The organism is Aliivibrio fischeri (assembly GCA_038993745.2).
GTDB lineage: Bacteria > Pseudomonadota > Gammaproteobacteria > Enterobacterales > Vibrionaceae > Aliivibrio > Aliivibrio fischeri_B.
On the sequence record CP160629.1, the window covers coordinates 814,838 to 840,010 of the forward strand.

Annotated in this window: 14 protein-coding genes, 18 tRNA genes and 8 pseudogenes; 8 read left to right on the plus strand and 32 right to left on the minus strand. The window is 40.2% G+C overall.

The features are described 5' to 3' along the window. The first annotated feature begins 21 nt into the window (after nucleotides 1-21). Nucleotides 22-503, plus strand: a pseudogene (locus AAFX60_003990) (zinc ribbon-containing protein). 62 nt (nucleotides 504-565) lie between these two features. Here the strand turns inward: AAFX60_003990 and lnt are convergent. From lnt to miaB, 5 genes and pseudogenes are all read right to left on the minus strand, one after another. Further along, nucleotides 566-2,079, minus strand: a pseudogene (gene lnt / locus AAFX60_003995) (apolipoprotein N-acyltransferase). Between the two features lie 95 nt (nucleotides 2,080-2,174). After that, nucleotides 2,175-3,052: pseudogene (gene corC, locus AAFX60_004000) on the minus strand (CNNM family magnesium/cobalt transport protein CorC). Between the two features lie 67 nt (nucleotides 3,053-3,119). Then, nucleotides 3,120-3,581 (minus strand): rRNA maturation RNase YbeY, encoded by a 462-nt coding sequence (ybeY, locus tag AAFX60_004005; protein XDF78352.1) that lies wholly within the window; start codon nucleotides 3,579-3,581, stop codon nucleotides 3,120-3,122. A 16-nt stretch (nucleotides 3,582-3,597) separates the two neighbouring features. Beyond that, nucleotides 3,598-4,671: a PhoH family protein gene (locus tag AAFX60_004010; GenBank protein ID XDF78353.1), complete on the minus strand. Its 1,074-nt coding sequence runs from the start codon at nucleotides 4,669-4,671 to the stop codon at nucleotides 3,598-3,600. A 146-nt stretch (nucleotides 4,672-4,817) separates the two neighbouring features. Next, entirely contained in the window at nucleotides 4,818-6,242 is a 1,425-nt protein-coding gene (gene miaB, locus AAFX60_004015) for a tRNA (N6-isopentenyl adenosine(37)-C2)-methylthiotransferase MiaB (protein XDF78354.1), read from the minus strand. A gap of 214 nt (nucleotides 6,243-6,456) precedes the next feature. On the opposite strand from miaB, the gene AAFX60_004020 reads away from it, so the two are divergent. After that, nucleotides 6,457-7,614 (plus strand): 2-octaprenyl-3-methyl-6-methoxy-1,4-benzoquinol hydroxylase, encoded by a 1,158-nt coding sequence (locus AAFX60_004020; GenBank protein XDF78355.1) that lies wholly within the window; start codon nucleotides 6,457-6,459, stop codon nucleotides 7,612-7,614. Nucleotides 7,615-7,783: 169 nt separating this feature from the next. On the opposite strand, the gene AAFX60_004025 is transcribed toward AAFX60_004020, so the two are convergent. From AAFX60_004025 to lolB, 23 genes and pseudogenes are all read right to left on the minus strand, one after another. Then, nucleotides 7,784-7,858 (minus strand) — tRNA-Gln (locus AAFX60_004025). 25 nt (nucleotides 7,859-7,883) lie between these two features. After that, a tRNA-Leu gene (locus AAFX60_004030) sits at nucleotides 7,884-7,968 on the minus strand. An 89-nt stretch (nucleotides 7,969-8,057) separates the two neighbouring features. Next, nucleotides 8,058-8,134: transfer RNA gene (locus AAFX60_004035), tRNA-Met, on the minus strand. 10 nt (nucleotides 8,135-8,144) lie between these two features. Further along, nucleotides 8,145-8,229, minus strand: a tRNA-Leu gene (locus AAFX60_004040). Between the two features lie 80 nt (nucleotides 8,230-8,309). Further along, nucleotides 8,310-8,384: transfer RNA gene (locus AAFX60_004045), tRNA-Gln, on the minus strand. Between the two features lie 25 nt (nucleotides 8,385-8,409). Continuing rightward, nucleotides 8,410-8,494 (minus strand) — tRNA-Leu (locus tag AAFX60_004050). Between the two features lie 84 nt (nucleotides 8,495-8,578). Continuing rightward, a tRNA-Met gene (locus tag AAFX60_004055) sits at nucleotides 8,579-8,655 on the minus strand. Nucleotides 8,656-8,665: 10 nt separating this feature from the next. After that, a tRNA-Leu gene (locus AAFX60_004060) sits at nucleotides 8,666-8,750 on the minus strand. Nucleotides 8,751-8,830: 80 nt separating this feature from the next. After that, a tRNA-Gln gene (locus tag AAFX60_004065) sits at nucleotides 8,831-8,905 on the minus strand. A gap of 29 nt (nucleotides 8,906-8,934) precedes the next feature. After that, nucleotides 8,935-9,011, minus strand: a tRNA-Met gene (locus AAFX60_004070). A 10-nt stretch (nucleotides 9,012-9,021) separates the two neighbouring features. Further along, nucleotides 9,022-9,106: transfer RNA gene (locus AAFX60_004075), tRNA-Leu, on the minus strand. An 80-nt stretch (nucleotides 9,107-9,186) separates the two neighbouring features. Further along, nucleotides 9,187-9,261 (minus strand) — tRNA-Gln (locus AAFX60_004080). Nucleotides 9,262-9,286: 25 nt separating this feature from the next. Further along, nucleotides 9,287-9,371, minus strand: a tRNA-Leu gene (locus AAFX60_004085). An 80-nt stretch (nucleotides 9,372-9,451) separates the two neighbouring features. Further along, nucleotides 9,452-9,526: transfer RNA gene (locus AAFX60_004090), tRNA-Gln, on the minus strand. Between the two features lie 25 nt (nucleotides 9,527-9,551). Continuing rightward, nucleotides 9,552-9,636 (minus strand) — tRNA-Leu (locus tag AAFX60_004095). An 80-nt stretch (nucleotides 9,637-9,716) separates the two neighbouring features. Further along, a tRNA-Gln gene (locus AAFX60_004100) sits at nucleotides 9,717-9,791 on the minus strand. Between the two features lie 25 nt (nucleotides 9,792-9,816). Next, nucleotides 9,817-9,901: transfer RNA gene (locus tag AAFX60_004105), tRNA-Leu, on the minus strand. Nucleotides 9,902-9,979: 78 nt separating this feature from the next. Further along, nucleotides 9,980-10,056, minus strand: a tRNA-Met gene (locus AAFX60_004110). 307 nt (nucleotides 10,057-10,363) lie between these two features. Beyond that, entirely contained in the window at nucleotides 10,364-11,455 is a 1,092-nt protein-coding gene (ychF, locus tag AAFX60_004115) for a redox-regulated ATPase YchF (GenBank protein XDF78356.1), read from the minus strand. A gap of 19 nt (nucleotides 11,456-11,474) precedes the next feature. Beyond that, nucleotides 11,475-12,065, minus strand: a complete 591-nt coding sequence (pth, locus tag AAFX60_004120; protein XDF78357.1) for an aminoacyl-tRNA hydrolase — start codon at nucleotides 12,063-12,065, stop codon at nucleotides 11,475-11,477. A gap of 180 nt (nucleotides 12,066-12,245) precedes the next feature. Next, nucleotides 12,246-13,193, minus strand: a complete 948-nt coding sequence (locus tag AAFX60_004125; GenBank protein ID XDF78881.1) for a ribose-phosphate pyrophosphokinase — start codon at nucleotides 13,191-13,193, stop codon at nucleotides 12,246-12,248. Nucleotides 13,194-13,231: 38 nt separating this feature from the next. Next, nucleotides 13,232-14,097: pseudogene (gene ispE / locus AAFX60_004130) on the minus strand (4-(cytidine 5'-diphospho)-2-C-methyl-D-erythritol kinase). Further along, on the minus strand, nucleotides 14,094-14,720 hold the full coding sequence (lolB, locus tag AAFX60_004135) for a lipoprotein insertase outer membrane protein LolB (protein XDF78358.1): 627 nt from the start codon (nucleotides 14,718-14,720) through the stop codon (nucleotides 14,094-14,096). Before lolB ends, ispE begins: the two are co-directional and overlap by 4 nt. Nucleotides 14,721-14,889: 169 nt before the next feature. Here lolB and hemA point away from each other — a divergent pair, with 169 nt between their 5' ends. The 6 genes and pseudogenes from hemA (at nucleotide 14,890) to kdsA (ending at nucleotide 20,204) form a co-directional block, all read left to right on the plus strand. Beyond that, entirely contained in the window at nucleotides 14,890-16,146 is a 1,257-nt protein-coding gene (hemA, locus tag AAFX60_004140; GenBank protein ID XDF78359.1) for a glutamyl-tRNA reductase, read from the plus strand. A 39-nt stretch (nucleotides 16,147-16,185) separates the two neighbouring features. Further along, nucleotides 16,186-17,274, plus strand: coding sequence for a peptide chain release factor 1 (gene prfA, locus AAFX60_004145; GenBank protein ID XDF78360.1), 1,089 nt, complete (start codon nucleotides 16,186-16,188; stop codon nucleotides 17,272-17,274). Beyond that, a pseudogene (gene prmC / locus AAFX60_004150) lies at nucleotides 17,274-18,126 on the plus strand (peptide chain release factor N(5)-glutamine methyltransferase). Before prfA ends, prmC begins: the two are co-directional and overlap by 1 nt. 15 nt (nucleotides 18,127-18,141) lie before the next feature. Beyond that, on the plus strand, nucleotides 18,142-18,525 hold the full coding sequence (locus AAFX60_004155; GenBank protein XDF78361.1) for a SirB2 family protein: 384 nt from the start codon (nucleotides 18,142-18,144) through the stop codon (nucleotides 18,523-18,525). Nucleotides 18,526-18,527: 2 nt separating this feature from the next. Beyond that, nucleotides 18,528-19,338: pseudogene (locus AAFX60_004160) on the plus strand (SirB1 family protein). Between the two features lie 11 nt (nucleotides 19,339-19,349). After that, a complete protein-coding gene (gene kdsA / locus AAFX60_004165; GenBank protein XDF78362.1) occupies nucleotides 19,350-20,204 on the plus strand; it encodes a 3-deoxy-8-phosphooctulonate synthase in 855 nt (284 codons plus the stop codon). A gap of 78 nt (nucleotides 20,205-20,282) precedes the next feature. Here the strand turns inward: kdsA and cobA are convergent. The 4 genes and pseudogenes from cobA to nirB all read right to left on the minus strand — a co-directional run bounded on the left by cobA (nucleotide 20,283) and on the right by nirB (nucleotide 25,013). Then, nucleotides 20,283-21,058, minus strand: a pseudogene (gene cobA / locus AAFX60_004170) (uroporphyrinogen-III C-methyltransferase). Nucleotides 21,059-21,186: 128 nt separating this feature from the next. After that, complete coding sequence (locus tag AAFX60_004175; GenBank protein ID XDF78363.1) at nucleotides 21,187-21,996, minus strand: formate/nitrite transporter family protein; 810 nt, start codon at nucleotides 21,994-21,996, stop codon at nucleotides 21,187-21,189. 109 nt (nucleotides 21,997-22,105) lie between these two features. Then, nucleotides 22,106-22,435, minus strand: a complete 330-nt coding sequence (gene nirD / locus AAFX60_004180) for a nitrite reductase small subunit NirD (GenBank protein XDF78364.1) — start codon at nucleotides 22,433-22,435, stop codon at nucleotides 22,106-22,108. A 2-nt stretch (nucleotides 22,436-22,437) separates the two neighbouring features. Then, a pseudogene (gene nirB, locus AAFX60_004185) lies at nucleotides 22,438-25,013 on the minus strand (nitrite reductase large subunit NirB). Between the last annotated feature and the right edge of the window lie 160 nt (nucleotides 25,014-25,173).

A 25,173-nucleotide genomic window follows, 5' to 3' on the forward strand; every position in this document is an offset into this window, starting at 1 on the left:
GCGAAATCTTGGAGGTGACTTATGTCTAAGCAAAAAACGGGTTATAACGCCGTCTTTGAACGAGTAATGAATGTATTAGAAAGAAGTCCTGAAGAGTTTGAACATTGGGCGAAGTCTTCAGAAGAAGTGGTGGATGCCGCTTCTGATATGACCAAAGATGAGCTTGCTCTTATTTCAACGTATGTTAAACGTGATATTAAAGAGTTTGCTCAAAGTTATGAAGAGAGCAAAAACACATTTCCTGATTCGCCTTTTTACCGCTTAATTGCCGATTCAATTTGGCACGGCTTATTGGAAATAACCGATAGAACACAAGTTGAATGGAAAGAGGTCTTTGATGATTTGGAGCATCAAGGGGTTTATCAGACAGGGGAGGTGATCGGTTTAGGTATTCTAGTGTGTGAAAAGTGTGGGCACGAGAACAATTTAACCACGCTCAAATCATAGAGCCGTGTACTCACTGTCAACATGAAGAATTTACAAGAGTTTCTTTAAAGCCTTAGTTTAAAAGGCTATTGGTTAAAGGTCTGTATATCAAAATAAAAGAAATACAGACCGTATGAAATTACATATTGTCTTTTCGTTTACGCCAAGCAACAAGCAGAAATAGACCGACTAATAAGTATAAAGGAATCGAACCCCAGTAGCGGTAAGGGGTAGTTCCTGTAGTAGGAATAACCTCTCCACGTAATACGGCAGTAGTGAACTGTGGGATTTGTTTTGTTATCTGCCCTTTATGGTCTGTAATTGCGGTAACTCCGTTATTGGTTGAGCGAATGACAGGTTTTCCTATTTCTAAAGCTCGCATTTGGGCATTTCCATATGTTGCAATGGACCAATAGAAGTACCAAACCAAGCGTCGTTTGAAAGCGTTAGTATGTAATCAGTTTGAGAGGTAATATTTTCTCTCACTTGTTCTCCATAAACGATTTCATAGCATAATGCGGGCGCTAAATGTGACCCACTGGCTTCCATATTTGGTTGGATATAATCGCCGCGACTAAATGATGACATCGGTAGATTAAATATTGGCGCTATTGGACGTAATAAGTTTTCAAAAGGAACAAACTCACCAAATGGAAGTAAATGGTGTTTGCTGTATCTAGGTTGTTGCCCATAATCGTATCCATTGGTGCCATTAACACCTAATGAAATGATATTGTTGTAGAAATTTCCTGTAGGGCTTTGGCCCACGATACCAGTGATGACCGTGCTGTTATTCATCGTTGCTGCGCTATCTAAATTGCGAAGAAAGCTAGGAATTTCGATTTCTAATGCTGGAATTGCAGCTTCTGGCCATACAATGACATCGGCATCCCAATTTTTACGCGTTAAATCCATGTACTTCATGATAGTTGGCCAGCGTTCACTAGGGAGCCATTTTATTGCTTGGTTCACATTTCCTTGGATCAACGCAACTTTAGTTGCTTTATCAGGTTGAGGGGTAACCCAATCAAAAGGTTTGATGGCAAAAGAGGTTGCAAAAATAACGGCAGGGATAAGCAGTAATCCCCATTTCTTATCAATAAAGCTGTATGCCATGGTACCGACAGACAGAAGGATCATTACGGTTATGCCTTCTACACCTAAAATAGGTCCCCAAGCAGACAGTGGGCTATCAATTTGGCTGTAACCTAGCCATAACCATGGAAAGCCAGTAAATACCCAACCACGAAGCCAATCGGTGATAATCCAAAGAGCTGGTGCGGCAAGTAAGTACTTTGTAATGTTGTGATTGCTAAAAAATCGCTGTAAAAGAAATGCAAATAGCATTGGATATAACGAAAGGTAGCTGATCAGTCCTATCATTAAAAATAGACTGGCAGCAACAGGCATACCACCAAAATTATCGATACTGACATGAACCCAACTCACGCCTGCACCAAAGTAACCTACCCCCCAAACAAAACCTAACCAAGTGGCTTTTTTGGTTGTTTGCTTATGCATTAGTAATAAAAGGATTAAAGGCGCAATAAAAGCAAAAGGCCATAAAGAGTAGGGAGCGAAAGCAAGGGTTGCACTTGCGCCAGAGAGTAAAGCAACAAGAAGGCGAATAAAGTAATGAGAAAGTAAAGGCATCGGCTATAACTCAAATAGGTGGTAAGTAGCGAAAGAGAGTTAGTCTGTATAATTTAGATAAAGTTCAGCCACTGAAATATCAGTGGCTGATTTTGTTATTCTTCTTCAGGATCTTTGTTTTCAGACTCTTTATCAGGAATCGTCACTTGAAGTTGAATAATTCGACGGTTGTCCGCAGCAGTAACTTTGAATGTAAATCCTGAGATTTCAATCGTCTCACCACTTTCTGGTAAATGACCAAATCCAGTCAATACAAGACCACCTACAGTATCAATTTCTTCGTCGCTGAAGTTGGTCGAGAACGCTTCATTAAAGTCTTCGATTTCAGTTAATGCTTTCACAGAGAATGTGTGTTTGCTTAACTGACGAATGTCTTTTTCTTCTTCGTCATCAAATTCATCTTCAATGTCACCAACGATTTCTTCTAAGATATCTTCAATGGTAACTAGACCAGAAACACCACCGAACTCATCGACAACGATGGCCATATGGTAACGCTCTTCTCTAAACTCTTTTAAAAGCTTATCAACACGTTTGCTTTCTGGAACTACAACAGCAGGTCTAATAACTTGCTCTATTTCAAAGGCTTCACAGTCAGAGCCTAAGTATCTTAGTAAGTCCTTCGCAAGGAGTATACCTTCAACATGGTCTTTATCTTCACTGATCACTGGTAGCGTGAGTGAGACGCTTCAATGATGGTTGCTATCAGTGATTCAAGGTCTTGAGTTTTCTCGACCGTAACCATTTGAGAGCGAGGTAACATAATGTCTCTTACTCTCATTTCTGCTATTTCCATAACACCTTCGAGCATATCTCGAGTGTCATGGTCGATAACTTCATTTTCTTCAGAGTCTCTAAACACATCAACCAACTCTTGGCGATCTTTAGGTTCTCCTTGGAATAGTTGTGAAAGGCGTCCTAAGAAGGACTTTCTACTCGGACCTTCTGTATTCTGTGAATTTTCGTCGTTCATGGCTTCTTTTAAAGTAAATGCTATCAATGTGGATAGCGCACATTAGTAACTACGGGTTATTCCGTTGTTATTTCTCAGCAATATATGGGTCTTCAAATCCCATACCTTGCATTAATTCTGTTTCGAGTGATTCCATCTCTTCAGCTTCATCATCTTCGATATGGTCATAACCTAGCAGATGAAGACTGCCATGTACAACCATATGAGCCCAATGTGCTAATAATGGCTTATTTTGCTCGATAGCTTCTTCTTCAACAACTTGGCGACAGATAATTAAATCGCCAAGTAAATTAAGCTCAAGACCAGGAGGAGCTTCGAACGGAAATGAAAGTACATTAGTTGGCTTATCTTTACCACGATATTCGTGATTTAATTCATGACTTTCTTTTTCGTCTACAATACGAATGGTTAATTCGGCTTGCGGTTGAAATTGTGGAATAACTGCATTTAACCATGTCATCAGATCTTTTTCTGATGGTAAGCCGTTTTCGTTTTCACATGCAATTTGTAGATCGAGTTCAATACTCATTGTTCACCTGATTTTGTTACTGATTATTTTCTGCTTCAGCCATGCGAGCATCACGCTCTTGCTTTCTGCGTATTTCCTCTAGTTTACGCTCTTTTTGATCTTTTGCTTCCCATTTTTCATAAGCGTTCACAATTCGAGCTACGACAGGATGGCGAACCACATCATCAGCAATAAAGAAGTTGAAGCTGATTTCATTCACTTCAGAAAGAACTTCAATCGCATGACGAAGACCTGATTTAGCGCCACGAGGCAAATCAATTTGAGTTACATCGCCAGTAATAACCGCACGTGAATTAAAACCAATACGAGTTAAGAACATTTTCATTTGTTCTACAGTTGTATTTTGGCTTTCATCTAGGATGATAAAGGCATCGTTAAGGGTTCTACCACGCATATAAGCAAGTGGAGCTACTTCAATAACGTTGCGTTCAATAAGTTTCTCAACACGTTCAAAGCCAAGCATTTCAAATAGCGCATCATAAAGAGGGCGTAAATACGGATCAACCTTTTGGCTAAGATCACCAGGTAAAAAGCCTAATTTTTCACCCGCTTCAACAGCTGGACGAGTAAGCAGGATACGACGAACTTCTTGGCGTTCTAAAGCATCAACGGCAGCTGCAACGGCAAGGTAGGTCTTTCCTGTACCTGCTGGGCCAATACCAAAGGTAATATCGTGAGTTACCATGTTGGTTACGTATTGCGCTTGGTTTTCAGTTCTTGGCTTTATTAATCCTTTTTTGGTTTTAATAAAGACTTCTTTTCCATAAGGAATGGTTGAAACGTCTTCTTTTGCCTGTTCTAAAACACCGGATTCTTTTACCGCTAAATGGATTTGTTCTGGCTCAATATCAGGGTATTGATTCTTTACAGGAGCGGTATCGACGTATAGATCTTTGAGAATATCAATAGTAGCTGAAACGGTATGAGGTTTACCGACCACGGTAAATAGGTTGCCTCTATAGTTAATCTCCACCCCTAAACGACGTTCAAGGTGCTTGATGTTGTCATCAAAAGGCCCACAAAGGCTAGATAAACGATGATTGTCTGCTGGCTCTAAGGTCAACTCTAATTTGGTTGTTTTAATGCTCAATGTCGCCTCGCATAAAGTAACTAGTAAGGTATCTATACAGTATTTATTGGGTAAATAAGGTATTTTCTCAAGACTATAAAAGAAAAAAGATGACTGAGTAACCTCAATCATCTTTATTTGTCTTTGATTTTATTAAAGAGATCACACTATGGCGTAAAAGTACCTACACCAAGATCATCTTCACGACGTGTCTTTTCCATCATTTCTGCTGGAGTCATAACAACACGTAAACCCATGTCTTTTTCTGTACGAACTAGTTCACCACGCAGTGAGTTCGCAAATACATCTGTGATTTTAACATCAACAAATTGACCAATAAGATCCGCTGAACCTTCAAAGTTTACAACACGGTTGTTTTCAGTACGAGCACGAAGTTCCATCAGGTTTTTCTTCGATGGGCCTTCAACTAATACACGTTGCTCTGTGTCTAGCATTAGACGAGAGTAGCGCATTGCTTGGCTGTTTACTTGCTGTTGCAGTTCAGCTAGGCGATCTTTCTTCTCTTGTTCAGGGATATCACATGGATAATCAGCAGCAGGTGTTCCTGGACGCGCAGAGAAGATGAAACTAAAGCTCATGTCGAAGTCGACATCTTTAATCAGTTTCATTGTATCTTGGAAGTCTTTCGCCGTTTCACCAGGGAAGCCAACAATAAAGTCAGAACTGATTTGAATATCAGGACGAGCCTTACGTAATTTACGAATGATTGATTTGTATTCAATCGCTGTGTGAGGGCGCTTCATCATAGTTAGAATACGATCAGAACCACTTTGAACAGGTAAGTGTAAGAAACTTACTAGCTCTGGCGTATCTTCGTATACAGCGATGATGTCATCACCAAACTCTAATGGGTGGCTTGTTGTAAAGCGTAAACGGTCGATACCATCGATAGATGCAACCATACGTAATAATTCAGCAAATGTGCAGATATCACCGTCATGCATTGGACCACGGTACGCGTTAACGTTTTGACCTAATAGGTTTACTTCACGTACGCCTTGCTCTGCAAGCTGTGCAATTTCAAATAATACGTCATCAAGAGGACGGCTTACTTCTTCACCACGAGTGTATGGAACAACACAGTAAGTACAGTACTTAGAACACCCTTCCATAATAGAAACGAATGCTGTTGCACCTTCTGCTTTTGGTTCAGGAAGGTTATCGAACTTTTCGATCTCTGGGAATGAAATATCCATTACTGGTTTTTCATTTGATTGAGATTGGCGGATCATTTCAGGTAAACGGTGTAAAGTTTGTGGGCCAAAGATTACGTCAACGTATGGAGCTCGTTGGCGAATATGATCACCTTCTTGAGTTGCAACACAACCACCAACACCGATCACTAGATCTGGTTTTTTATCTTTTAGGTTTTTCCAGCGGCCTAATTGGTGAAACACTTTCTCTTGTGCTTTTTCACGAATAGAGCAGGTATTTAATAGTAGAACGTCAGCTTCTGTTGGTTCTTCTGTTAATTCATAACCATTTGCGGCACCTAAAAGGTCGGCCATTTTAGATGAATCGTATTCGTTCATCTGACAGCCCCAGGTTTTGATCAGCAGTTTCTTAGTCATGTAACTTTTCACTCGTTTTGTATTACTAAAATTCGGTACAGTTTTGAGAGACAAGCTCGATCAAAACGGATAGGGCGCGTATTGTACTGCTTTCCAAGCGCTGTGACTAGGTGTAGTAGACCATGAAAATTATAAGGACATGCAGTGAGTGATTTCGATTACTGATAAATCAGGCTAGAATAAGGGAAAATAATTGATTCAATAAGGTCGATGGATGATAAAAGAATATGATTATGCCGTAGTCGGTGGTGGCATGGTTGGCGCAGCAACTGCGGTTGGTTTGGCTAAATTAGGTCACTCAGTTGTTTTGCTTGAAGCAAGAGAACCAGCGGTTTATGACAAAGCACAACCGATGGATATTCGAGTTTCGGCTATTTCACAATCATCAGTCGACTTATTAGATTCTTTAGGCGCTTGGAAATTTATAAGCGAGACAAGAGTATGTCCTTATAAGCGGTTAGAAACATGGGAACATCCTGAGTGTAGGACGCGTTTTCATTCAGATGCTCTTAATATGGATCAACTTGGCTTTATTGTTGAAAACCGATTAATCCAATTAGGTCTTTGGAATGAATTTTCTCAGTACAGTAACTTAAATGTACTTACTCCAATAAACATTAATACAATCACTTTTCATCAAGAATACAATGAATTAACTCTAAGTGATAATTCCGTATTAAAAGCAAAATGGGTGATTGGAGCTGATGGCGCTAACTCTTATGTTCGTCAACAAGCAAAAATAGGAATAACTGCTTGGGATTATCGTCAACATTGTATGTTGATTAATATTGAAACCGAGCAAGAACAGCAAGACATTACATGGCAATGGTTTACACCGTCAGGGCCAAGATCATTCTTACCTTTATTTGGAAATAAAGGCTCATTAGTTTGGTATGACTCACCTACTCGTATTAAGCAATTAACTGCAATGAGTAATACTCAATTAGAAGAACAAATCAAGCGACACTTTCCTGCAGAACTTGGTGGCTTTAAAGTTGAACGCTTTGGATCTTTTCCTCTTACACGCAGACATGCTCAACAATATGTAAACCATCGGTGTGTGTTACTTGGTGATGCGGCACATACCATTAACCCGTTAGCAGGGCAGGGTGTTAATTTAGGTTTTAAAGATGTGAATGTCTTTTTAGAAGAAGTCGAAAAAAATGGCGTAGAGAGTGATAAAGCGCCATCAAGATATGAAAGCAGAAGACGAACAGATAATTTACTAATGCAAACCAGTATGGACGTTTTTTATACCTTATTTAGCAATACACTGCCTCCGGTTAAATTATTACGTAATATTGGATTAAGAGCTGCAGAATCAGCTGGTCCATTAAAGATCCAAGCACTGAAGTATGCGTTAGGGTTATAGAAAATATTAGGGACAAGTAGGAAACAACTGGAAACACAGAAGGTGATCATTAATTGGTCACCTTTTTTGTATCTGATCAACTAATTATCCTGATTGGTATGAGTAGATGAAAATAGAATCTTACAGACGAAAAAAAAGCCCATCAAATTAATGATGAGCTTTTTAAAAGTGGCTGGGATACCTGGATTTGAACCAGGGAATGGCGGCATCAAAAGCCGCTGCCTTACCGCTTGGCGATATCCCAACGAGATTCTTGCGAACCTAAATAATGGTGCGGTCGGAGAGACTTGAACTCTCACACCTCGCGGCGCCAGAACCTAAATCTGGTGCGTCTACCAATTCCGCCACGACCGCACAAATTTTATAGTGAAATTAGAGATTGGTGATCTAATAACACTTTTTCCTTTCTTACTTATTCTAAAATTAATGAATAAGAGAAAGAATGGTGGCTACTACGGGATTTGAACCTGTGACCCCATCATTATGAGTGATGTGCTCTAACCAGCTGAGCTAAGTAGCCATTCAATTAATGGTGCGGACGGAGAGACTTGAACTCTCACACCTCGCGGCGCCAGAACCTAAATCTGGTGCGTCTACCAATTCCGCCACGTCCGCACAAATATTGTAGTGAAATTGAAGATTGGTGATTCAATAACACGTTGTCATAATCGAAATAAATCAATTACGTTTTAAAGTGGCTGGGATACCTGGATTTGAACCAGGGAATGGCGGCATCAAAAGCCGCTGCCTTACCGCTTGGCGATATCCCAACGAGATTCTTACGAACCTAAATAATGGTGCGGTCGGAGAGACTTGAACTCTCACACCTCGCGGCGCCAGAACCTAAATCTGGTGCGTCTACCAATTCCGCCACGACCGCACAAATTTTATAGTGAAATTAGAGATTGGTGATCTAACAACACTTTTTCCTTTCTTACTCTCAAGTTAATGAGAAGAGAAAGAATGGTGGCTACTACGGGATTTGAACCTGTGACCCCATCATTATGAGTGATGTGCTCTAACCAGCTGAGCTAAGTAGCCATTCAATTAATGGTGCGGACGGAGAGACTTGAACTCTCACACCTCGCGGCGCCAGAACCTAAATCTGGTGCGTCTACCAATTCCGCCACGTCCGCACAAATATTGTAGTGAAATTGGAGATTGGTGATCCAATAACACGTTGTCATAATCGAAATAAATCAATTACGTTTTAAAGTGGCTGGGATACCTGGATTTGAACCAGGGAATGGCGGCATCAAAAGCCGCTGCCTTACCGCTTGGCGATATCCCAACGAATTGTTTTACTAAACAATTAAAAAATGGTGGCTACTACGGGATTTGAACCTGTGACCCCATCATTATGAGTGATGTGCTCTAACCAGCTGAGCTAAGTAGCCATTCAATTAATGGTGCGGTCGGAGAGACTTGAACTCTCACACCTCGCGGCGCCAGAACCTAAATCTGGTGCGTCTACCAATTCCGCCACGACCGCACAAATATTGTAGTGAAACTGGAGATTGGTTATCCAATAACACGTTGTCATAATCGAAATGAATCAATTATGTTTTAAAGTGGCTGGGATACCTGGATTTGAACCAGGGAATGGCGGCATCAAAAGCCGCTGCCTTACCGCTTGGCGATATCCCAACGAGATTCTCACGAATCTAAATAATGGTGCGGACGGAGAGACTTGAACTCTCACACCTCGCGGCGCCAGAACCTAAATCTGGTGCGTCTACCAATTCCGCCACGTCCGCACAAATATTGTAGTGAAATTGAAGATTGGTGATTCAATAACACGTTGTCATAATCGAAATAAATCAATTATGTTTTAAAGTGGCTGGGATACCTGGATTTGAACCAGGGAATGGCGGCATCAAAAGCCGCTGCCTTACCGCTTGGCGATATCCCAACGAGATTCTTACGAATCTAAATAATGGTGCGGTCGGAGAGACTTGAACTCTCACACCTCGCGGCGCCAGAACCTAAATCTGGTGCGTCTACCAATTCCGCCACGACCGCACAAATTTTATAGTGAAACTGGAGATTGGTGATCCAATAACACATTTTCATAATCGAAATGAATCAATTATGTTTTAAAGTGGCTGGGATACCTGGATTTGAACCAGGGAATGGCGGCATCAAAAGCCGCTGCCTTACCGCTTGGCGATATCCCAACGAGATTCTTACGAACCTAAATAATGGTGCGGACGGAGAGACTTGAACTCTCACACCTTGCGGCGCCAGAACCTAAATCTGGTGCGTCTACCAATTCCGCCACGTCCGCATTCTACTATTTTAACGTTAATACGTTAAGTAGAAATTTTATTTTAATCGACAATTGGATAATCAATTAAAAATTGTATGGTGGCTACTACGGGATTTGAACCTGTGACCCCATCATTATGAGTGATGTGCTCTAACCAGCTGAGCTAAGTAGCCAAATTGTCTTGCATTTCTTGCTTGTCTCTCTTTCGCCTTAGCGGTGAGGACGGAGCGCATTATGCGTATCTAAGGCTTATGCGTCAACACTTTTTTGAAAAAAACAGTAATTCTTTGTTTGTTCGAACGGAATTTAATCAAACCGTGCTTTTTATATGCAAATATGAGCATAAATGAATAAAACTCAGTATATAAGAGATAAAAAGGGGGGAAGAAAAATAACAGAGGACTGGTTGAAAAGTAATCTTAAGTGGTTGAATTATTAGCAAGTAATAAAAAGGCCAGCAAATTTGCTGGCCTTATTTAATTATACGTTGAAGCGGAAATGAACAACATCACCATCTTTAACGATATATTCTTTACCTTCTAGGCGCCATTTACCTGCTTCTTTAGCACCACTCTCACCGTTGAACTCGATGAAGTTGTCGTAACCAATAACTTCAGCACGGATAAAGCCTTTTTCAAAGTCAGTATGGATCTTACCAGCTGCTTGTGGTGCTGTAGCTCCTACAGGGATAGTCCATGCACGAACTTCTTTAACACCAGCAGTGAAGTAAGTTTGAAGAGTAAGCAGTTCATAACCAGAGCGGATTACGCGGTTTAGACCTGGTTCTTCGATACCCATATCAGCAAGGAACTCTTCACGATCTTCATCGTCAAGTTCAGAAAGCTCAGATTCAATAGCAGCACAAACAGGAACAACTACGTTGTTTTCTTTTTCTGCGTATTCACGAACCATATCTAGGAATGGGTTATCTTCGAAGCCATCTTCGCTTACGTTAGCAATGTACATTGTTGGTTTTAACGTTAGGAAGTTTAGGTAACCAATAGCTGCCGCTTCTTCTTTCGTTAGCTCAACAGTGCGAGCCATACCACCTTCAGTTAATACTGGAAGCAGTTTCTCAAGTACAGAAATTTCAAACTTCGCGTCTTTGTCTCCGCCTTTTGCTTTTTTCGCATTACGTTGCATTGCACGTTCACACGAATCTAAATCAGCAAGAGCAAGTTCAAGGTTGATGATCTCAATATCTTCAATTGGTGAGATCTTACCTGCAACGTGAATGATGTTTTCATTTTCAAAACAACGAACAACATGACCAATTGCATCTGTTTCACGGATGTTTGCTAGGAATTTGTTACCTAGACCTTCACCTTTAGATGCGCCTGCCACTAAACCAGCGATATCAACGAATTCCATTGTAGTCGGAAGAATACGTTCTGGTTTTACGATTTTTGCTAATGCATCTAAACGTAGATCAGGAACAGGAACCACACCTGTGTTTGGTTCAATTGTACAGAAAGGGAAGTTTGCTGCTTCGATTCCTGCTTTTGTTAGTGCGTTAAATAGTGTTGATTTACCAACGTTTGGAAGACCAACGATTCCGCATTTAAAACCCATGATGTAAACCTTATCTGTGTTATTCAGCTTTGAATGTGTGTAAACGATTTTGTGCTTTGCTTAATCCATCTTTGAGAAGGATATCAAGGCAGCGTGTAGATTCATCTACGGCAGCATCGATTAATTCTTGCTCTTTAGTTGGCGCTTTACCTAAAACAAAACCGGCAACTTTATCTTTATGGCCAGGATGACCAATGCCAATACGAAGGCGGTAAAACTCTTTCGTATTCGCTAATTTACTTATGGTGTCACGCAAACCGTTATGGCCACCGTGTCCACCACCTTTTTTAAATTTAGCAACACCAGGAGGGAGATCCAGTTCATCATGAGCAACAAGAATTTCTTCCGGTTTGATCTGATAGAACTTTGCCATCGCAGCGATAGCTTTACCTGATAGATTCATAAAAGTGGTTGGGATCAACAATCGAAGATCATCACCATTACTTTGGATCCTACCAGTTAAGCCGAAGAATTTAGCTTCTTCTCGCATAGAAACATTATGAACTCGAGCGAGTTCTTCAACAACCCATGCACCAGCATTATGGCGAGTTCTTTTATACTCAAGACCAGGGTTTGCTAGTCCAACGAGAAGTTTGATCTGATTACTCAAAGAATTATCTCTCTTATCTTGGATACTAATATGATTAATGAACTTGTTTAGAGCGTATGAGAGCTAAATACAATTAATGATATTAGTATGCACCATTAAAAAGGCGCGCCATATTACCACAAGAATTCAAATACAAAAACGCCCCGCAAAGGCAGGGCGTTTGAATAGATTTCTGTTTGATTAGTGATCAAACATTGCAGAGATAGACTCTTCATTGCTGATACGACGAATCGCTTCAGCTAGCATGCGAGAAAGGCTAAGTTCAGTTACTTTACCTGTTGCTGCCATTTCTTTAGAAAGAGTAATTGAGTCAGTTACGATAACTTGGTCAAGAACTGAGTTTGCAATGTTTTGTGGTGCACTACCAGAGAATACTGCGTGAGTTGCGTATGCAAATACACGTTTTGCGCCACGCTCTTTAAGCGCTTCAGCTGCTTTACATAATGTACCGCCAGTATCGATCATGTCATCAACGATTACACAATCACGACCGTCAACATCACCAATTAGGTTCATTACTTCAGAAACGTTAGCACGTGGACGGCGCTTATCAACGATAGCGATATCAACATCACCTAATGCTTTTGCTGTTGCACGAGCACGAACAACACCGCCTAGGTCAGGAGAAACAACAACAGGGTTTTCTAAACCACGAGTACGCATGTCATCAAGCAGTACAGGAGTACCGAAGATGTTGTCTACAGGTACGTCGAAGAAACCTTGAATTTGTTCAGCGTGAAGGTCGATAGTTAAAACGCGGTCAACACCAACGTTTGAAAGCATATCAGCAATAACTTTTGCAGTGATTGGTACACGAGCAGAACGTACACGACGATCTTGACGAGCGTAACCAAAGTATGGGATTACCGCAGTAATACGGCCAGCAGAAGCACGACGAAGTGCATCAATCATCACTACTAATTCCATAATGTTGTCATTAGTAGGAGCACAAGTCGATTGAATGATGAAAACATCACTACCACGTACATTCTCGTTAATTTGAACGGCTACTTCGCCGTCAGAAAAACGATCTACAGTAGCGTCACCAAGTGAAATATATAGTCGATCAGCGATACGTTGGGCTAGTTCAGGAGTTGCATTACCAGCAAATAGCTTCATGTCAGGCACGGTGGAAACCTCAGGGTTGCGTCCAAATTGTGAGAATTTTATATTTTGCATAATGATTTATACTCTTCCAGTGTTCGGTTGAGTGGCGAAGTATTCATACCTCGGGCGATAAATCCGGTTGCATTATCAGGGATTAAAGAATAAACATCTTGTGCTTCTTTTTCGCTGTTAAATTCAGCAAAAACACAAGCGCCTGTTCCAGTTAATCTCGATGGCGCATATTCTAACAGCCATGAAAGTTGGTAATCAACCTCTGGATACACACTTCTGACAATTTTTTCGCAATCGTTTACGTATGTTGCTTCTAAAAGTGCGTTAAGTGGCTGTTTTGGTGTATTTCTGACCAAGTCAGGATGAGTGAAAACATCGACGGTTGCGATACTGACTTCTGGTTTGATTAAAACGTACCATAACTCTTTAGGGGTGGCTGGTTGCAATTTCTCACCAATACCTTCTGCAAAAGCGGCAAATCCATGAACAAAAATAGGCACATCAGCCCTAGTTTTACTCCGAGTGCTGCTAAAGTATCGTTACTTAAATTGAGCTGCCATAGAAAATTAAGGGCGACGAGTACGGTTGCTGCATTAGAGGAACCACCACCGATGCCTCCACCCATAGGTAAAATCTTTTCTATTTCGATATGAGCGCCGAATTTACATTGACTGTGCTGCTGTAATAGCGTTGCCGCTTTCCATATCAGATTATCTTCCGTTTTTACTCCAGGAATGTCTGGTGCAAGGGTTATTTGACCTGATTGATTAGCAGTAATGGTGAGGTGATCACATAAATCAATAAATTGAAATAAAGTTTGAAGCTCATGATAGCCATTTTCTTGTTGGCCATTGATATAAAGAAATAGGTTTAATTTGGCTGGGGATGGCCAGCGAGTTGTTTTGGTGATCATTGAGAAATTATCCAATTTGAAGCAATGATTTTAATGGTGGTATCTTGTTGCGTGAGTTTCATTGAATTAGGGAGAAGTAGGTTACTTTTTTCAATATAGCTGCTGTAACGTAAATGCCAGTTAGTTTGACCAATTTGTTTTGATAAGTGTTCTACAGTATTAAGCTCATTGAGTTGGAAATTATCTGCGGCGGTCGGTAAGCCTTTAATCCAATCTTGTAAATCCCCTATAGGCATGCTGATGCCACTTAAGCTATACATTAATCTTCCAGGATCACGACCTTCAAATTTTTGCCCATCGCCAGTCTCGATTGTTGTCATTTGCTCTGTCATGGTTAGTTTCATTACCGTTTGGCCAAGAAATGAAGTGAGCAATAGTTGACTTTGTTCTGGTTTTTGAATCCACTGGAAATTTAAACTATGGCGTTGGTTTGGTGCTTGATATCCGATTTTTCCTGTTACTTTATATTGCGTAATCTGTTCGAGTTTTGCTTGATGTTTATCCCAATCTGTCGATTGTTGAGGTGTTAAAGGGGTCGTTGAACAGGCGTTAAGAAAGAGCGTGAATATGAGAATAGTAAAAGGGGAACGTACAAAGCGAGGAAACATTCTTGATAATCTCATCTTTAATTCTGAAGTAATGCAACAATTGTAGCAAATTAATGGCGAATTTGGAGCCAAATAGTATTTGAATATCACTAATTTCTTACACAAAAGCCCTGATGCCTTTTAAAATTGGGTCGCATCAAGTAAAATCCGCCCTTGTTATTTTTATTATTGGTCCGTTTGCCGAATGTCATTGCTTGTTATTGGAATTAATCATACGTCAGCCTCTGTTGATTTACGCGAGAAAGTTGCATTTTCTCCGGAAAAATTGACAAAAGCGTTAGATGAATTAAAAAACAGCGATGCAATTCAAAGTGGCGTAATCCTATCGACCTGTAATCGAACAGAAATCTACTGCGAAGTTAAACACGGTATTAGCAGCGGTTATGTGATTAATTGGCTCGCTGAATTTCATCATGTCGCACTAGAAATCTTAATGCCTAGTATTTATATCCATGAAGAGCAAGCTGCAGTAAAACACCTTATGCGTGTTTCTTGTGGTTTGGATTCGTTGGTTTTAGGTGAACCACAAATTTTGGGGCAAGTTAAAAAAGCCTTTGCTGATGCACGAGAGCACAATGCGGTTGAAGGAACAATTGAAAAATTATTTCAGCAGGATTTCTCGGTAGCAAAAAGAGTACGCACTGAAACCAATATTGGTGGCAATGCCGTTTCTGTTGCTTATGCAGCATGTACATTAGCTCGTCAAATTTTTGAATCTCTGTCTGATTCGACTGTACTTTTGGTTGGAGCAGGTGAAACCATTGAGCTTGTCGCAAAACATTTAGATGACTCTGGTTGTAAAAGACTGATTGTTGCTAACCGAACTCGTGAGCGAGCAATGGGATTAGCGGAGCAATTTAATGCTGAAGTCATTAGTCTTCCTGAGATCCCTGAGCATCTCCCTAAAGCCGATATCATTATTAGTTCTACTGCAAGTCCTTTGCCTATTATTGGTAAGGGGATGGTTGAAAGTGCGTTGAAATTACGTAAACACCAACCAATGTTGTTTGTTGATATTGCTGTTCCTCGAGATATTGAGGGTGAAGTCGCAGAATTAAATGATGCGTATTTATATTCAGTTGATGATCTTCAATCTATTATTGATCACAATATAGAACAACGAAAAATAGAAGCGATACAAGCTGAAGCAATTGTCAGTGAAGAGAGCGCAGAATTCATGACATGGATTCGTTCTCGTCAAGCGGTAAATAGTATCCGTCAGTATCGTGAAAATTCAGAAGCGATGCGAATTGAGCTATTGCAAAAAAGTATGCAAGCACTTGCTTCAGGACAAAATCCAGAAAAAGTATTGGCTGAACTCAGTAATAAGTTAACCAATAAACTCATTCATGCACCAACATTGGCGATGCAGCAAGCTGCAAAAAACGGTGAAACTGAAAAATTAACAGTAATCCGAACCACTATTGGTCTAGACAACTAAGCGTAGCGTTCGCTACCAACAAAAAGAACAAATATTATTATGAAAGCATCCATTCGAGTAAAATTAGAGACGCTGGTTGAGCGTTATGAAGAAGTTCAGCATTTATTAGGCGATCCTGATGTTATCGGAGACCAAAATAAGTTTCGTGCTTTATCTCGTGAATACTCACAGCTAGAAGAAGTTACACAATGCTTCCAAGCGTATGAGCAAGCTCAAGAAGATCTTGTTGCAGCCCAAGAAATGGCGCAAGAAGATGATGAAGAAATGCGTGAGATGGCACAAGAAGAAATTAAAGATGCTAAAGAAGCTATTGAACGTTTAACTGATGAACTTCAAGTTCTTCTTCTTCCAAAAGATCCAAACGATGAACGTAACTGTTTCTTAGAAATCCGTGCTGGTGCAGGTGGTGATGAAGCGGGTATTTTTGCTGGTAACTTATTCCGCATGTATTCACGTTTTGCTGAGAAAAAGGGCTGGCGCGTTGAAGTCATGAGCTCAAACGAAGCTGAACACGGTGGTTATAAAGAAATGATCGCAAAAGTGAGCGGTGAAGGTGCATACGGTGTACTTAAGTTTGAATCAGGCGGTCACCGTGTACAACGTGTACCAGAAACTGAATCTCAAGGCCGTGTACACACATCGGCATGTACGGTTGCTGTTATGGCTGAAATCCCAGAAGCGGATCTTCCTGAAATTAAAGCAGCAGACTTAAAAATTGATACTTTCCGTGCATCAGGCGCGGGTGGTCAGCACGTTAACACCACGGATTCCGCAATCCGTATTACTCACTTACCAACAGGTACGGTTGTTGAATGTCAGGATGAACGTTCACAACATAAAAACAAAGCAAAAGCGATGTCTGTTCTTGCTGCTCGTATTATTCAAGCAGAAGAAGCTCGTCGTGCTGCTGCTGTTTCAGATACTCGCCGTAACTTGTTAGGTTCTGGTGACCGTTCAGATCGAATCCGTACTTATAACTACCCACAAGGTCGTGTATCGGATCACCGTATTAACTTAACGGTTTACCGTTTAAATGAAGTGATGGAAGGTGATTTAGGCTGTCTAATTGAGCCAGTTGTTCTTGAGTACCAAGCAGACCAATTAGCTGCATTGGCTGAACAAAACTAATGAGCTTGTCTATTGAAGCGTTATTAAAGCGCTCAATTCAATCTCTGACGCTTGAGGGGAGTGATTCTCCTCAAGTTGATGCTGCTGTTCTTCTTTGTCATGTGTTAGATAAGCCAAGAAGTTATCTATTAACTTGGCCTGAGAAAATAGTATCAGACGAAGAGCTGGGTAATTTTAATGCGTTACTAGAGCGTCGTCTTGCTGGTGAACCGATTGCTTATATCGTGGGTTATCGTGAATTTTGGTCATTACCACTTAAGGTATCGCCAACAACATTAATTCCAAGACCTGATACCGAACGTCTGGTTGAAGTGGCATTAGATCATTTAACACCTAATGCTCAATCCATTTTGGATTTAGGAACAGGTACAGGAGCCATTGCGTTAGCTATTGCTTCTGAAATGCCTACTCTTAATGTGATAGGTGTCGATTATCAAGACGATGCGGTTGAGTTAGCAAAAGGGAATGCGAAAATAAATCACATTAATAATGTTGAATTTAGACAAGGCAGCTGGTTTGAACCTATTTCTTTGAGTGATAAGTTCGACATTATTGTGAGTAATCCCCTTATATTGATGGTAACGATCCTCATTTATCTGAAGGGGATGTTCGTTTTGAACCGCAAACCGCTTTGGTTGCGGAACAAAACGGTTTTCAGATTTAATTCACATTATGCAACACGGCCGAGAGTATTTATTAAATGGCGGTTGGTTAATGATGGAGCATGGTTTTGAACAAGGTGAACAATTACGTCACTTTTTTGAAGAGCATGGTTATATTAATGTGAAAACAGAGCAAGATTATGCTGGCAATGACCGAGTTACTTTAGGTCAATGGGTAGTAGATAACTAGAATAAAGGATAATTCATGTATACCGCAGTTAAACACATACACTTATTATTAGTCGCTTGTAGCGTATTGTTTTTTGTCGTTCGTTATTGTTTGATGATGGCAAATTCTGACATTCGTAATAATGGCTTCTTTAAGCGTGTTCCTCACGTTGTTGATTCAGCAATGCTACTTAGTGGTATTTGGCTTATTTTTATTACTGGATTCATTCCATTTACGTCATCTGCACCTTGGTTAACAGAAAAAATTACCTGTATTATGGTTTACCTTGCTTTAGGTGTAGTTACTTTAAATAATGGTAAAAACAAAGTCTTTAAGACCTTTGCATTTTTAGGTGCAATGGGTTGGTTAATGGTTGCTGCTAAAATTGCGGTAACAAAAGTACCAACGTTCTTGGGGTAATTATGTTCCAACTGTGTGATGAAAATTTAGATGAACGCACTTTAGCTGAAGGAGCATTAGAGCTTAATTTAGCGATAAACCCGATACTGAAATACATTGGGCTAAACATAAATTACAGCAGATGTGCCAAGAAGCTGAGCAAGTGCTTGTTCATGAGCTAAATGATGAACTACGCTTAGAGCGTCTTATTCAATTGTTTTATGTTGAATGGGGTTATTGCGGAGACGTGAATACTTATTTTAATTCTGAGAATGCATTTATTGAACATGTACTCAAAGAAAAAAAGGCATTCCTGTCACCTTAGGCGCTGTGTTTTTGTATTTATGCCAATACATGGGTTTTCCAGTTAGTGCGATTAATTTCCCTACTCAACTCGTATTACAAATAGAGTGGCCAAATAAAAAAACGCAATATTTTAATCCGTTTGATGGGCAATATTTAAGTCAACACTTGATGACGGCATGGTTAATAGGCTACGGTGGTCCATTAGCTACAATTCAACCATCACACTTGGAAAAAGTGGATAATTCTACCTTACTTGGTCGCTTACTTGCTGTTATTAAAACGGCTTGTATTCGTGAAAAGAACTTTTCATTTGCATTAAAATGCAGTGATTTGGCACTGACAATGGTGCCAGATGATCCGTTTGAAATTCGTGATAGAGGCTTAATCTATCAACAATTGCATTGTAATGATGCGGCGAAAAATGATTTAGAATATTTTATTGAACAGTGCCCAAATGACCCATCAGTTTTACTGATGAAAGAGCAAGTTCAATTATTACTTGAACAACACCCTACCGTTCTCCATTAAGAGTGAAGATAATGCAAAATCAAAAAACAGTAAAAATTGGCAATATTGATGTAGCGAATGATAAGCCGTTTACCTTATTTGCCGGTATGAACGTATTAGAATCTCGTGATCTTGCAATGCAAATCTGTGAGAAATACGTAGAAGTAACAGATAGATTAGGCATCCCGTACGTATTTAAAGCGTCTTTTGATAAAGCAAACCGTTCATCTGTTCATTCATACCGTGGTCCTGGTATGGAAGAAGGTTTGAAAATTTTCCAAGAGCTAAAAGATACGTTTGGTGTGAAAATTATTACCGATATTCATACAGAAGCTCAAGCTCAGCCTGTTGCTGATGTGGTGGATGTGATTCAATTACCTGCATTCTTGGCACGTCAAACGGACCTTGTTGAAGCGATGGCAAAAACAGGTGCTGTAATTAATGTGAAAAAACCACAGTTCATGAGCCCAGACCAAGTGGGTAATATCATTGATAAGTTCTCTGAGTGTGGTAATGAAAACATCATTCTTTGTGAACGTGGTTCTTGCATGGGCTATGACAACCTAGTTGTTGATATGCTTGGTTTTGGTGTAATGAAAAAAGCATCAAACGGCAACCCAATTATCTTTGATGTGACGCATTCACTACAGAATCGCGATCCAAGTGGTAAAGCATCAGGTGGTCGTCGTTCACAAACTGTTGAGTTAGCAAAAGCAGGCTTAGCTACGGGGATTGCTGGTCTATTTATTGAAGCGCATCCAAACCCAGATAAAGCGTTATGTGATGGTCCTTCTGCATTGCCATTAGATCAATTAGAACCTTTCTTGAAGCAAATGAAATCACTAGATGATTTAATTAAAGGCTTCGAGCACATCGATATTAAATAATCGAGTTCTAAAGAATAAATAAAAAAGCCCAAGAGAGAATACTTTCTTGGGCTTTTTTATTATCTGAATGGTAAAAAATTATTCGTTTGGTTTAAACCAATCTAATTTATGATGAAGTGTTGTTACGGTACCTACTACGATCAGCGATGGACTGATGGCTTTTTCTGCTAACTGTGCAAGTTCTGAAATATCGCCAGTAAATACTTTTTGTTTATCTGTTGTGCCTCGCTCAATAATTGCACATGGTGTATCAGCAGCTAATCCATGTTTTATTAACTGTTCAGATATATGAGGAGATTGCTTTAATCCCATATAAAATACCAAGGTATTATTAGAGCGGACTAGTGCATCCCATTCAATATCAGCACCATCTTTTTGTACATGAGCTGTGATAAATTGAACGCTTTGGGCATGATCTCGGTGAGTTAATGGGATACCTGCGTATGAGGTTGCCCCCGCCGCAGCTGTGATCCCCGGAATAACTTCAAAGTGAACGCCATTTTCAGCTAACGTTTCAAGCTCTTCTCCGCCACGCCCAAAGATAAATGAATCCCCACCTTTAAGGCGAACAACGTGCTTACCTTCCTTTGCCTTATCGACTAGGATTTGATTGATTTTATCTTGAGGGACGAAGTGGAAATCCAGTTTTTTTCCAACATAAATCATTTCAGCATTTTCATTTGCAAGCGCTAAAATTTCTTTTGAGACTAGGCGGTCATAAACCAAACATCCGCTTCTTTGATTAATCGATAGCCCTTCATGGTTAATAGTTCGGGATCACCAGGACCTGCGCCAACAAGAGAAACAAGTCCGTTTTGTTTTTTCTGCTCAGACTGAGCTTGAATACTTGGCATAATGGAATTCCAGAATAAGGTTTAATCACCTTAGTATGTAAGAGTCGATAAAAAAAATCACCCTTAATCAATTATTAAGAGTGATTTTAATCGCATGAGTTATAACTAATCTAAACGGAAATAAATTCTTAAGCGTCTAATGATGGCGCTGTTTTTACGTGTGTTAGGTATAGAGGAATACATGTAAATAGTAGACCACCAACAATGTTACCTAAAATAGTTGGGATTAAGTTGTAGCTTAACCATGTAGTGATACCAAAGTCAGCACCAAGCATCATACCTAGTGGGAATAGGAACATATTTACTACCGCATGTTCAAATACAAGAGCGAAGAAGATAAAGATAGGTAGCCACATTGCTGCAATTTTTCCAGCAACAGAACGAGCTGTCATATTACCAATGACACCTAGACATACCATTAGGTTACATAAAATGCCGCGTACAAAACAGGTAATCCAACCATCCATACCTAGGTTTTCAAAACCAACAGTACGTGCAGTAGCAACCGCCATGAATTTTTGACCAACTGCGTTTGGCTCTACGCTGAAATTCATTGTTAATGATAGTGCAATAAGAGCTGCAACAATTAAAGAACCAATTAGGTTGCCAAGACCAACAAGACCCCAACAACGGAAAACACGTCCCCAAGAAACGCCTTTACGATTTTCAAATTTAGCAAGAGGAGCAAGACCAAATACACCAGTAACAAGGTCATAGCCCATTAAACTTAAAATACAAAAACCAACAGGGAAGACTAGAGCGCCAACAATACCTACACCTGTTTGAACTATAGTCGTGATTGCAACAACAACAGCCAGAGAGAGAATAATACCAGCCATTGTGCCACGTAAGATAAGATCACGAGAGCTAGTTTTAATCTTTGCTTCGCCAACATCGATCATAGTTTGGACGAATTCAGAGGGTTTGTTATAAGACATAGAAGTCCCTTACTAAAAGTTAAAATTAAAAATTGGATAGGAAAGGGCTCTAGTCGCTGTTTTATGAGCAATAAATAGGTGACTAAAACCCTTGAACTATCAAATCTTCTTATGCTGAGATTTCAACATGTCCGTTAGTTACACGAACTTTGTATGTCTTTACGTTAAAACGCTCATCTTCCATACATGCACCAGTCACTAAATTAAAGTGTTGTTTCTTTAGTGGACTTGCTACCCAAAGTTCGCCTTGGTGTTCCCCCGTTAAACCACGAGAAAGTACGTTTGAATTAGCGAATGGGTCACGATTACTAATAGCAAAGACTTCATCATTTTCTCTTGGACGAAATACAGCCACTTGTTCGCCATTTACAAGTGCACAAACACCAGTGCCAGGGATGATGTCATCGAGTTGGCAGATTTTTTGAAATTTAGCAGCCATGATTATTTCTCCACTGTTGCATCAGTTAGAGCGACATGCAGAATATCGCCTTTCGCATTTGGGTTTTTCTCTGTGTATGTTGCAGGACGGTGTTGTTCACGACCATCTGAAACAAAAACCACATTGTCATCACGCTCATCGCTATTGATGAAATGAGTAAAACGTTTTAACTGAGATTCATCATTGATGGTGTCTGTCCACTCACATGAGAATTCATTAACCAGTTTTGCAACATCCAGTTCTAATTGATCATTGATACCCAGTTTGTTATCAACAATAACTTCGCGTAAATAATCAACACCACCTTCAAGGTTTTCCATCCACACAGAGGTACGTTGCAGTGGTGCAGCCGTACGAATGTAGAACATCATGAAGCGGTCGATGTATTTAATTAATGTCTCTTGGTCTAGGTCGGTAGCCAGTAAGTCAGCGTGACGAGGTTTCATACCGCCGTTACCACATACGTACATATTCCAGCCAGCATCCGTAGCAATAATACCTAAATCTTTACCTTGAGCTTCCGCACATTCACGAGTACAGCCAGATACACCGAACTTCATTTTATGAGGTGTACGAATACCTTTGTAGCGATTCTCAATCATTACTCCAAGGCCAACAGAGTCTTGAACACCATAGCGACACCACGTTGAACCAACACACGTTTTAGCCATACGAAGAGCTTTTGCATACGCTTGACCGGTTTCGTATCCAGCTGCAATTAGCTTTTTCCAGATAGCTGGCAAATCGTCTTTTTGAGCACCAAATAAACCAATACGTTGAGCACCAGTGATTTTTGTATACAGATTATATTCAGCCGCTACATCAGCAAGAACGCTTAGAGCCTGAGGTGTTACTTCACCACCTGCCATACGAGGGATAACAGAATAAGTACCATCTTTTTGCATGTTGCCTAAGAAGTTATCGTTAGTATCATGCAGTTTAACCAGCTCAGGTTTTAGAATGTGTTCGCCCCAGCATGACGCTAAGATTGAACCAACGGCTGGTTTACATACTTCACAACCGTATCCTTTTCCGTATTTTTCTAGTAGCTCATCAAAAGTTTTGATCTCTTCAATACGGATAAGGTGGAACAGTTCTTGGCGAGAATAAGCAAAGTGTTCACAGATATCATTTTTTACTTCAATACCTGATTTTGCTAGTTCTGCATTAAGAACAGACGTTACTAGAGGGATACAACCCCACAGCCAGTACCCGCTCCAGTAACCGCCTTAATTTCTGCCATTGTGTGATTGCCATCAGCAACCGCTTGAGCAATTTTTCCTTTTGTCACATCAAAACATGAACAAATTACGGCACTTTCAGGTAATGAATCAGCACCTAAAGAGGGTTTTTCAGCACCAGCATGCGCAGGTAAGATCAGAAGGTCTGGATGTTCAGGTAAATCGATATCATTCAGTTTAAGTTGAAGTAAATCACCATAGTCAGAAGTATCACCTACCATTACTGCACCGAGTAACTTTTTGCCATCTTCAGAAACGATAATGCGTTTATAGATCTCTTCTTCTTCGTTTTGGTAAACGTAGCTTTTACAACCAGGAGTACGGCCATTCGCATCACCAATTGAGCCTACTTTAACGCCTAGAAGTTTTAATTTTGCGCTCATATCAGCGCCTTCAAACTCACTTTCGTTACCCACTAAATGGTCAACGGCAACCGTTGCCATTTTGTAACCAGGAGCAACCAGTCCATAGAAGGTTTGGTTCCAAGACGCACATTCACCAATTGCGTAAATGTTTTTATCTGTTGTTTGGCAGTTGTTGTTGATTTCGATACCGCCACGAGGAGCAATACCTAAGCCCATTTGACGAGCCAGTTTATCTTGAGGACGAATACCTGCAGAGAAGACAATGAAGTCTGTTTCAAGCTCAGAACCGTCAGCAAAGCGCATTACGTTTCGAGCGTCAATACCTTCTGGTGCAATCTCAAGTGTATTTTTACTTGTATGAACTTGTACGCCCATACGTTCAATTTTATTACGTAATTGCAGACCACCTTGTTGATCAAGCTGTTCAGCCATTAATACAGGAGCAAATTCAACAACGTGAGTCGTTACCCCTAATGCTTTAAGTGCACCAGCAGCTTCAAGGCCAAGAAGGCCGCCACCAATAACAACGCCACTTTTACTTTTCTTAGCGGTCGCTTCAATGGATTTTAGATCTTCAATGGTACGGTAAACAAAGCAGTCTTTGCTTTCATTACCTTTAATTGGTGGGACAAATGGGTAAGACCCCGTAGCAAGGATTAGCTTGTCATATTGAATTTCACGGCCTGTGCTTGAGTAAACAATGCGGTTTTCACGGTTAACGTTAATTGCACGTTCGCCCAGTAATACATTGATGCCGTGTTTTTCGTAGAAGCCTTCTTTAACAAGAGAAAGTTCATCAGCAGTATGATGAGAGAAGTAAGACGAAAGGTGAACACGATCGTATGCGATTCGAGGTTCTTCACAAAACACGGTGATGTCCATGTTTTGAACGTCAGTTTTATCGACTAAATCTTCGATATAGCGATGACCAACCATGCCATTACCGATGATGACTAACTTCATCTTGCTCATAAGAAATCCTATTATTTTTGATATATAGATATGATGAATTATGAACGAATATGTAGATATGATGTGGATCAATTACGAAATAAAACTACCCGAAAGGGGTAGTTCTAAGGTGGTAATATCACTTTTTGTTATTAAATCAAGTAGTTGTATGTAGCACGTG

Bases quoted from the DNA above. Each gene is read 5' to 3' on its own strand.
- AAFX60_004155 (XDF78361.1), top strand. From the start codon at position 18,142: ATGTATACCGCAGTTAAACACATACACTTATTATTAGTCGCTTGTAGC.
- hemA (XDF78359.1), top strand. From the start codon at position 14,890: ATGTCATTGCTTGTTATTGGAATTAATCATACGTCAGCCTCTGTTGAT.
- kdsA (XDF78362.1), top strand. From the start codon at position 19,350: ATGCAAAATCAAAAAACAGTAAAAATTGGCAATATTGATGTAGCGAAT.
- miaB (XDF78354.1), bottom strand. From the start codon at position 6,242: ATGACTAAGAAACTGCTGATCAAAACCTGGGGCTGTCAGATGAACGAA.
- AAFX60_004020 (XDF78355.1), top strand. From the start codon at position 6,457: ATGATAAAAGAATATGATTATGCCGTAGTCGGTGGTGGCATGGTTGGC.
- AAFX60_004175 (XDF78363.1), bottom strand. From the start codon at position 21,996: ATGTCTTATAACAAACCCTCTGAATTCGTCCAAACTATGATCGATGTT.
- prfA (XDF78360.1), top strand. From the start codon at position 16,186: ATGAAAGCATCCATTCGAGTAAAATTAGAGACGCTGGTTGAGCGTTAT.
- ybeY (XDF78352.1), bottom strand. From the start codon at position 3,581: ATGAGTATTGAACTCGATCTACAAATTGCATGTGAAAACGAAAACGGC.
- nirD (XDF78364.1), bottom strand. From the start codon at position 22,435: ATGGCTGCTAAATTTCAAAAAATCTGCCAACTCGATGACATCATCCCT.
- lolB (XDF78358.1), bottom strand. From the start codon at position 14,720: ATGAGATTATCAAGAATGTTTCCTCGCTTTGTACGTTCCCCTTTTACT.
- ychF (XDF78356.1), bottom strand. From the start codon at position 11,455: ATGGGTTTTAAATGCGGAATCGTTGGTCTTCCAAACGTTGGTAAATCA.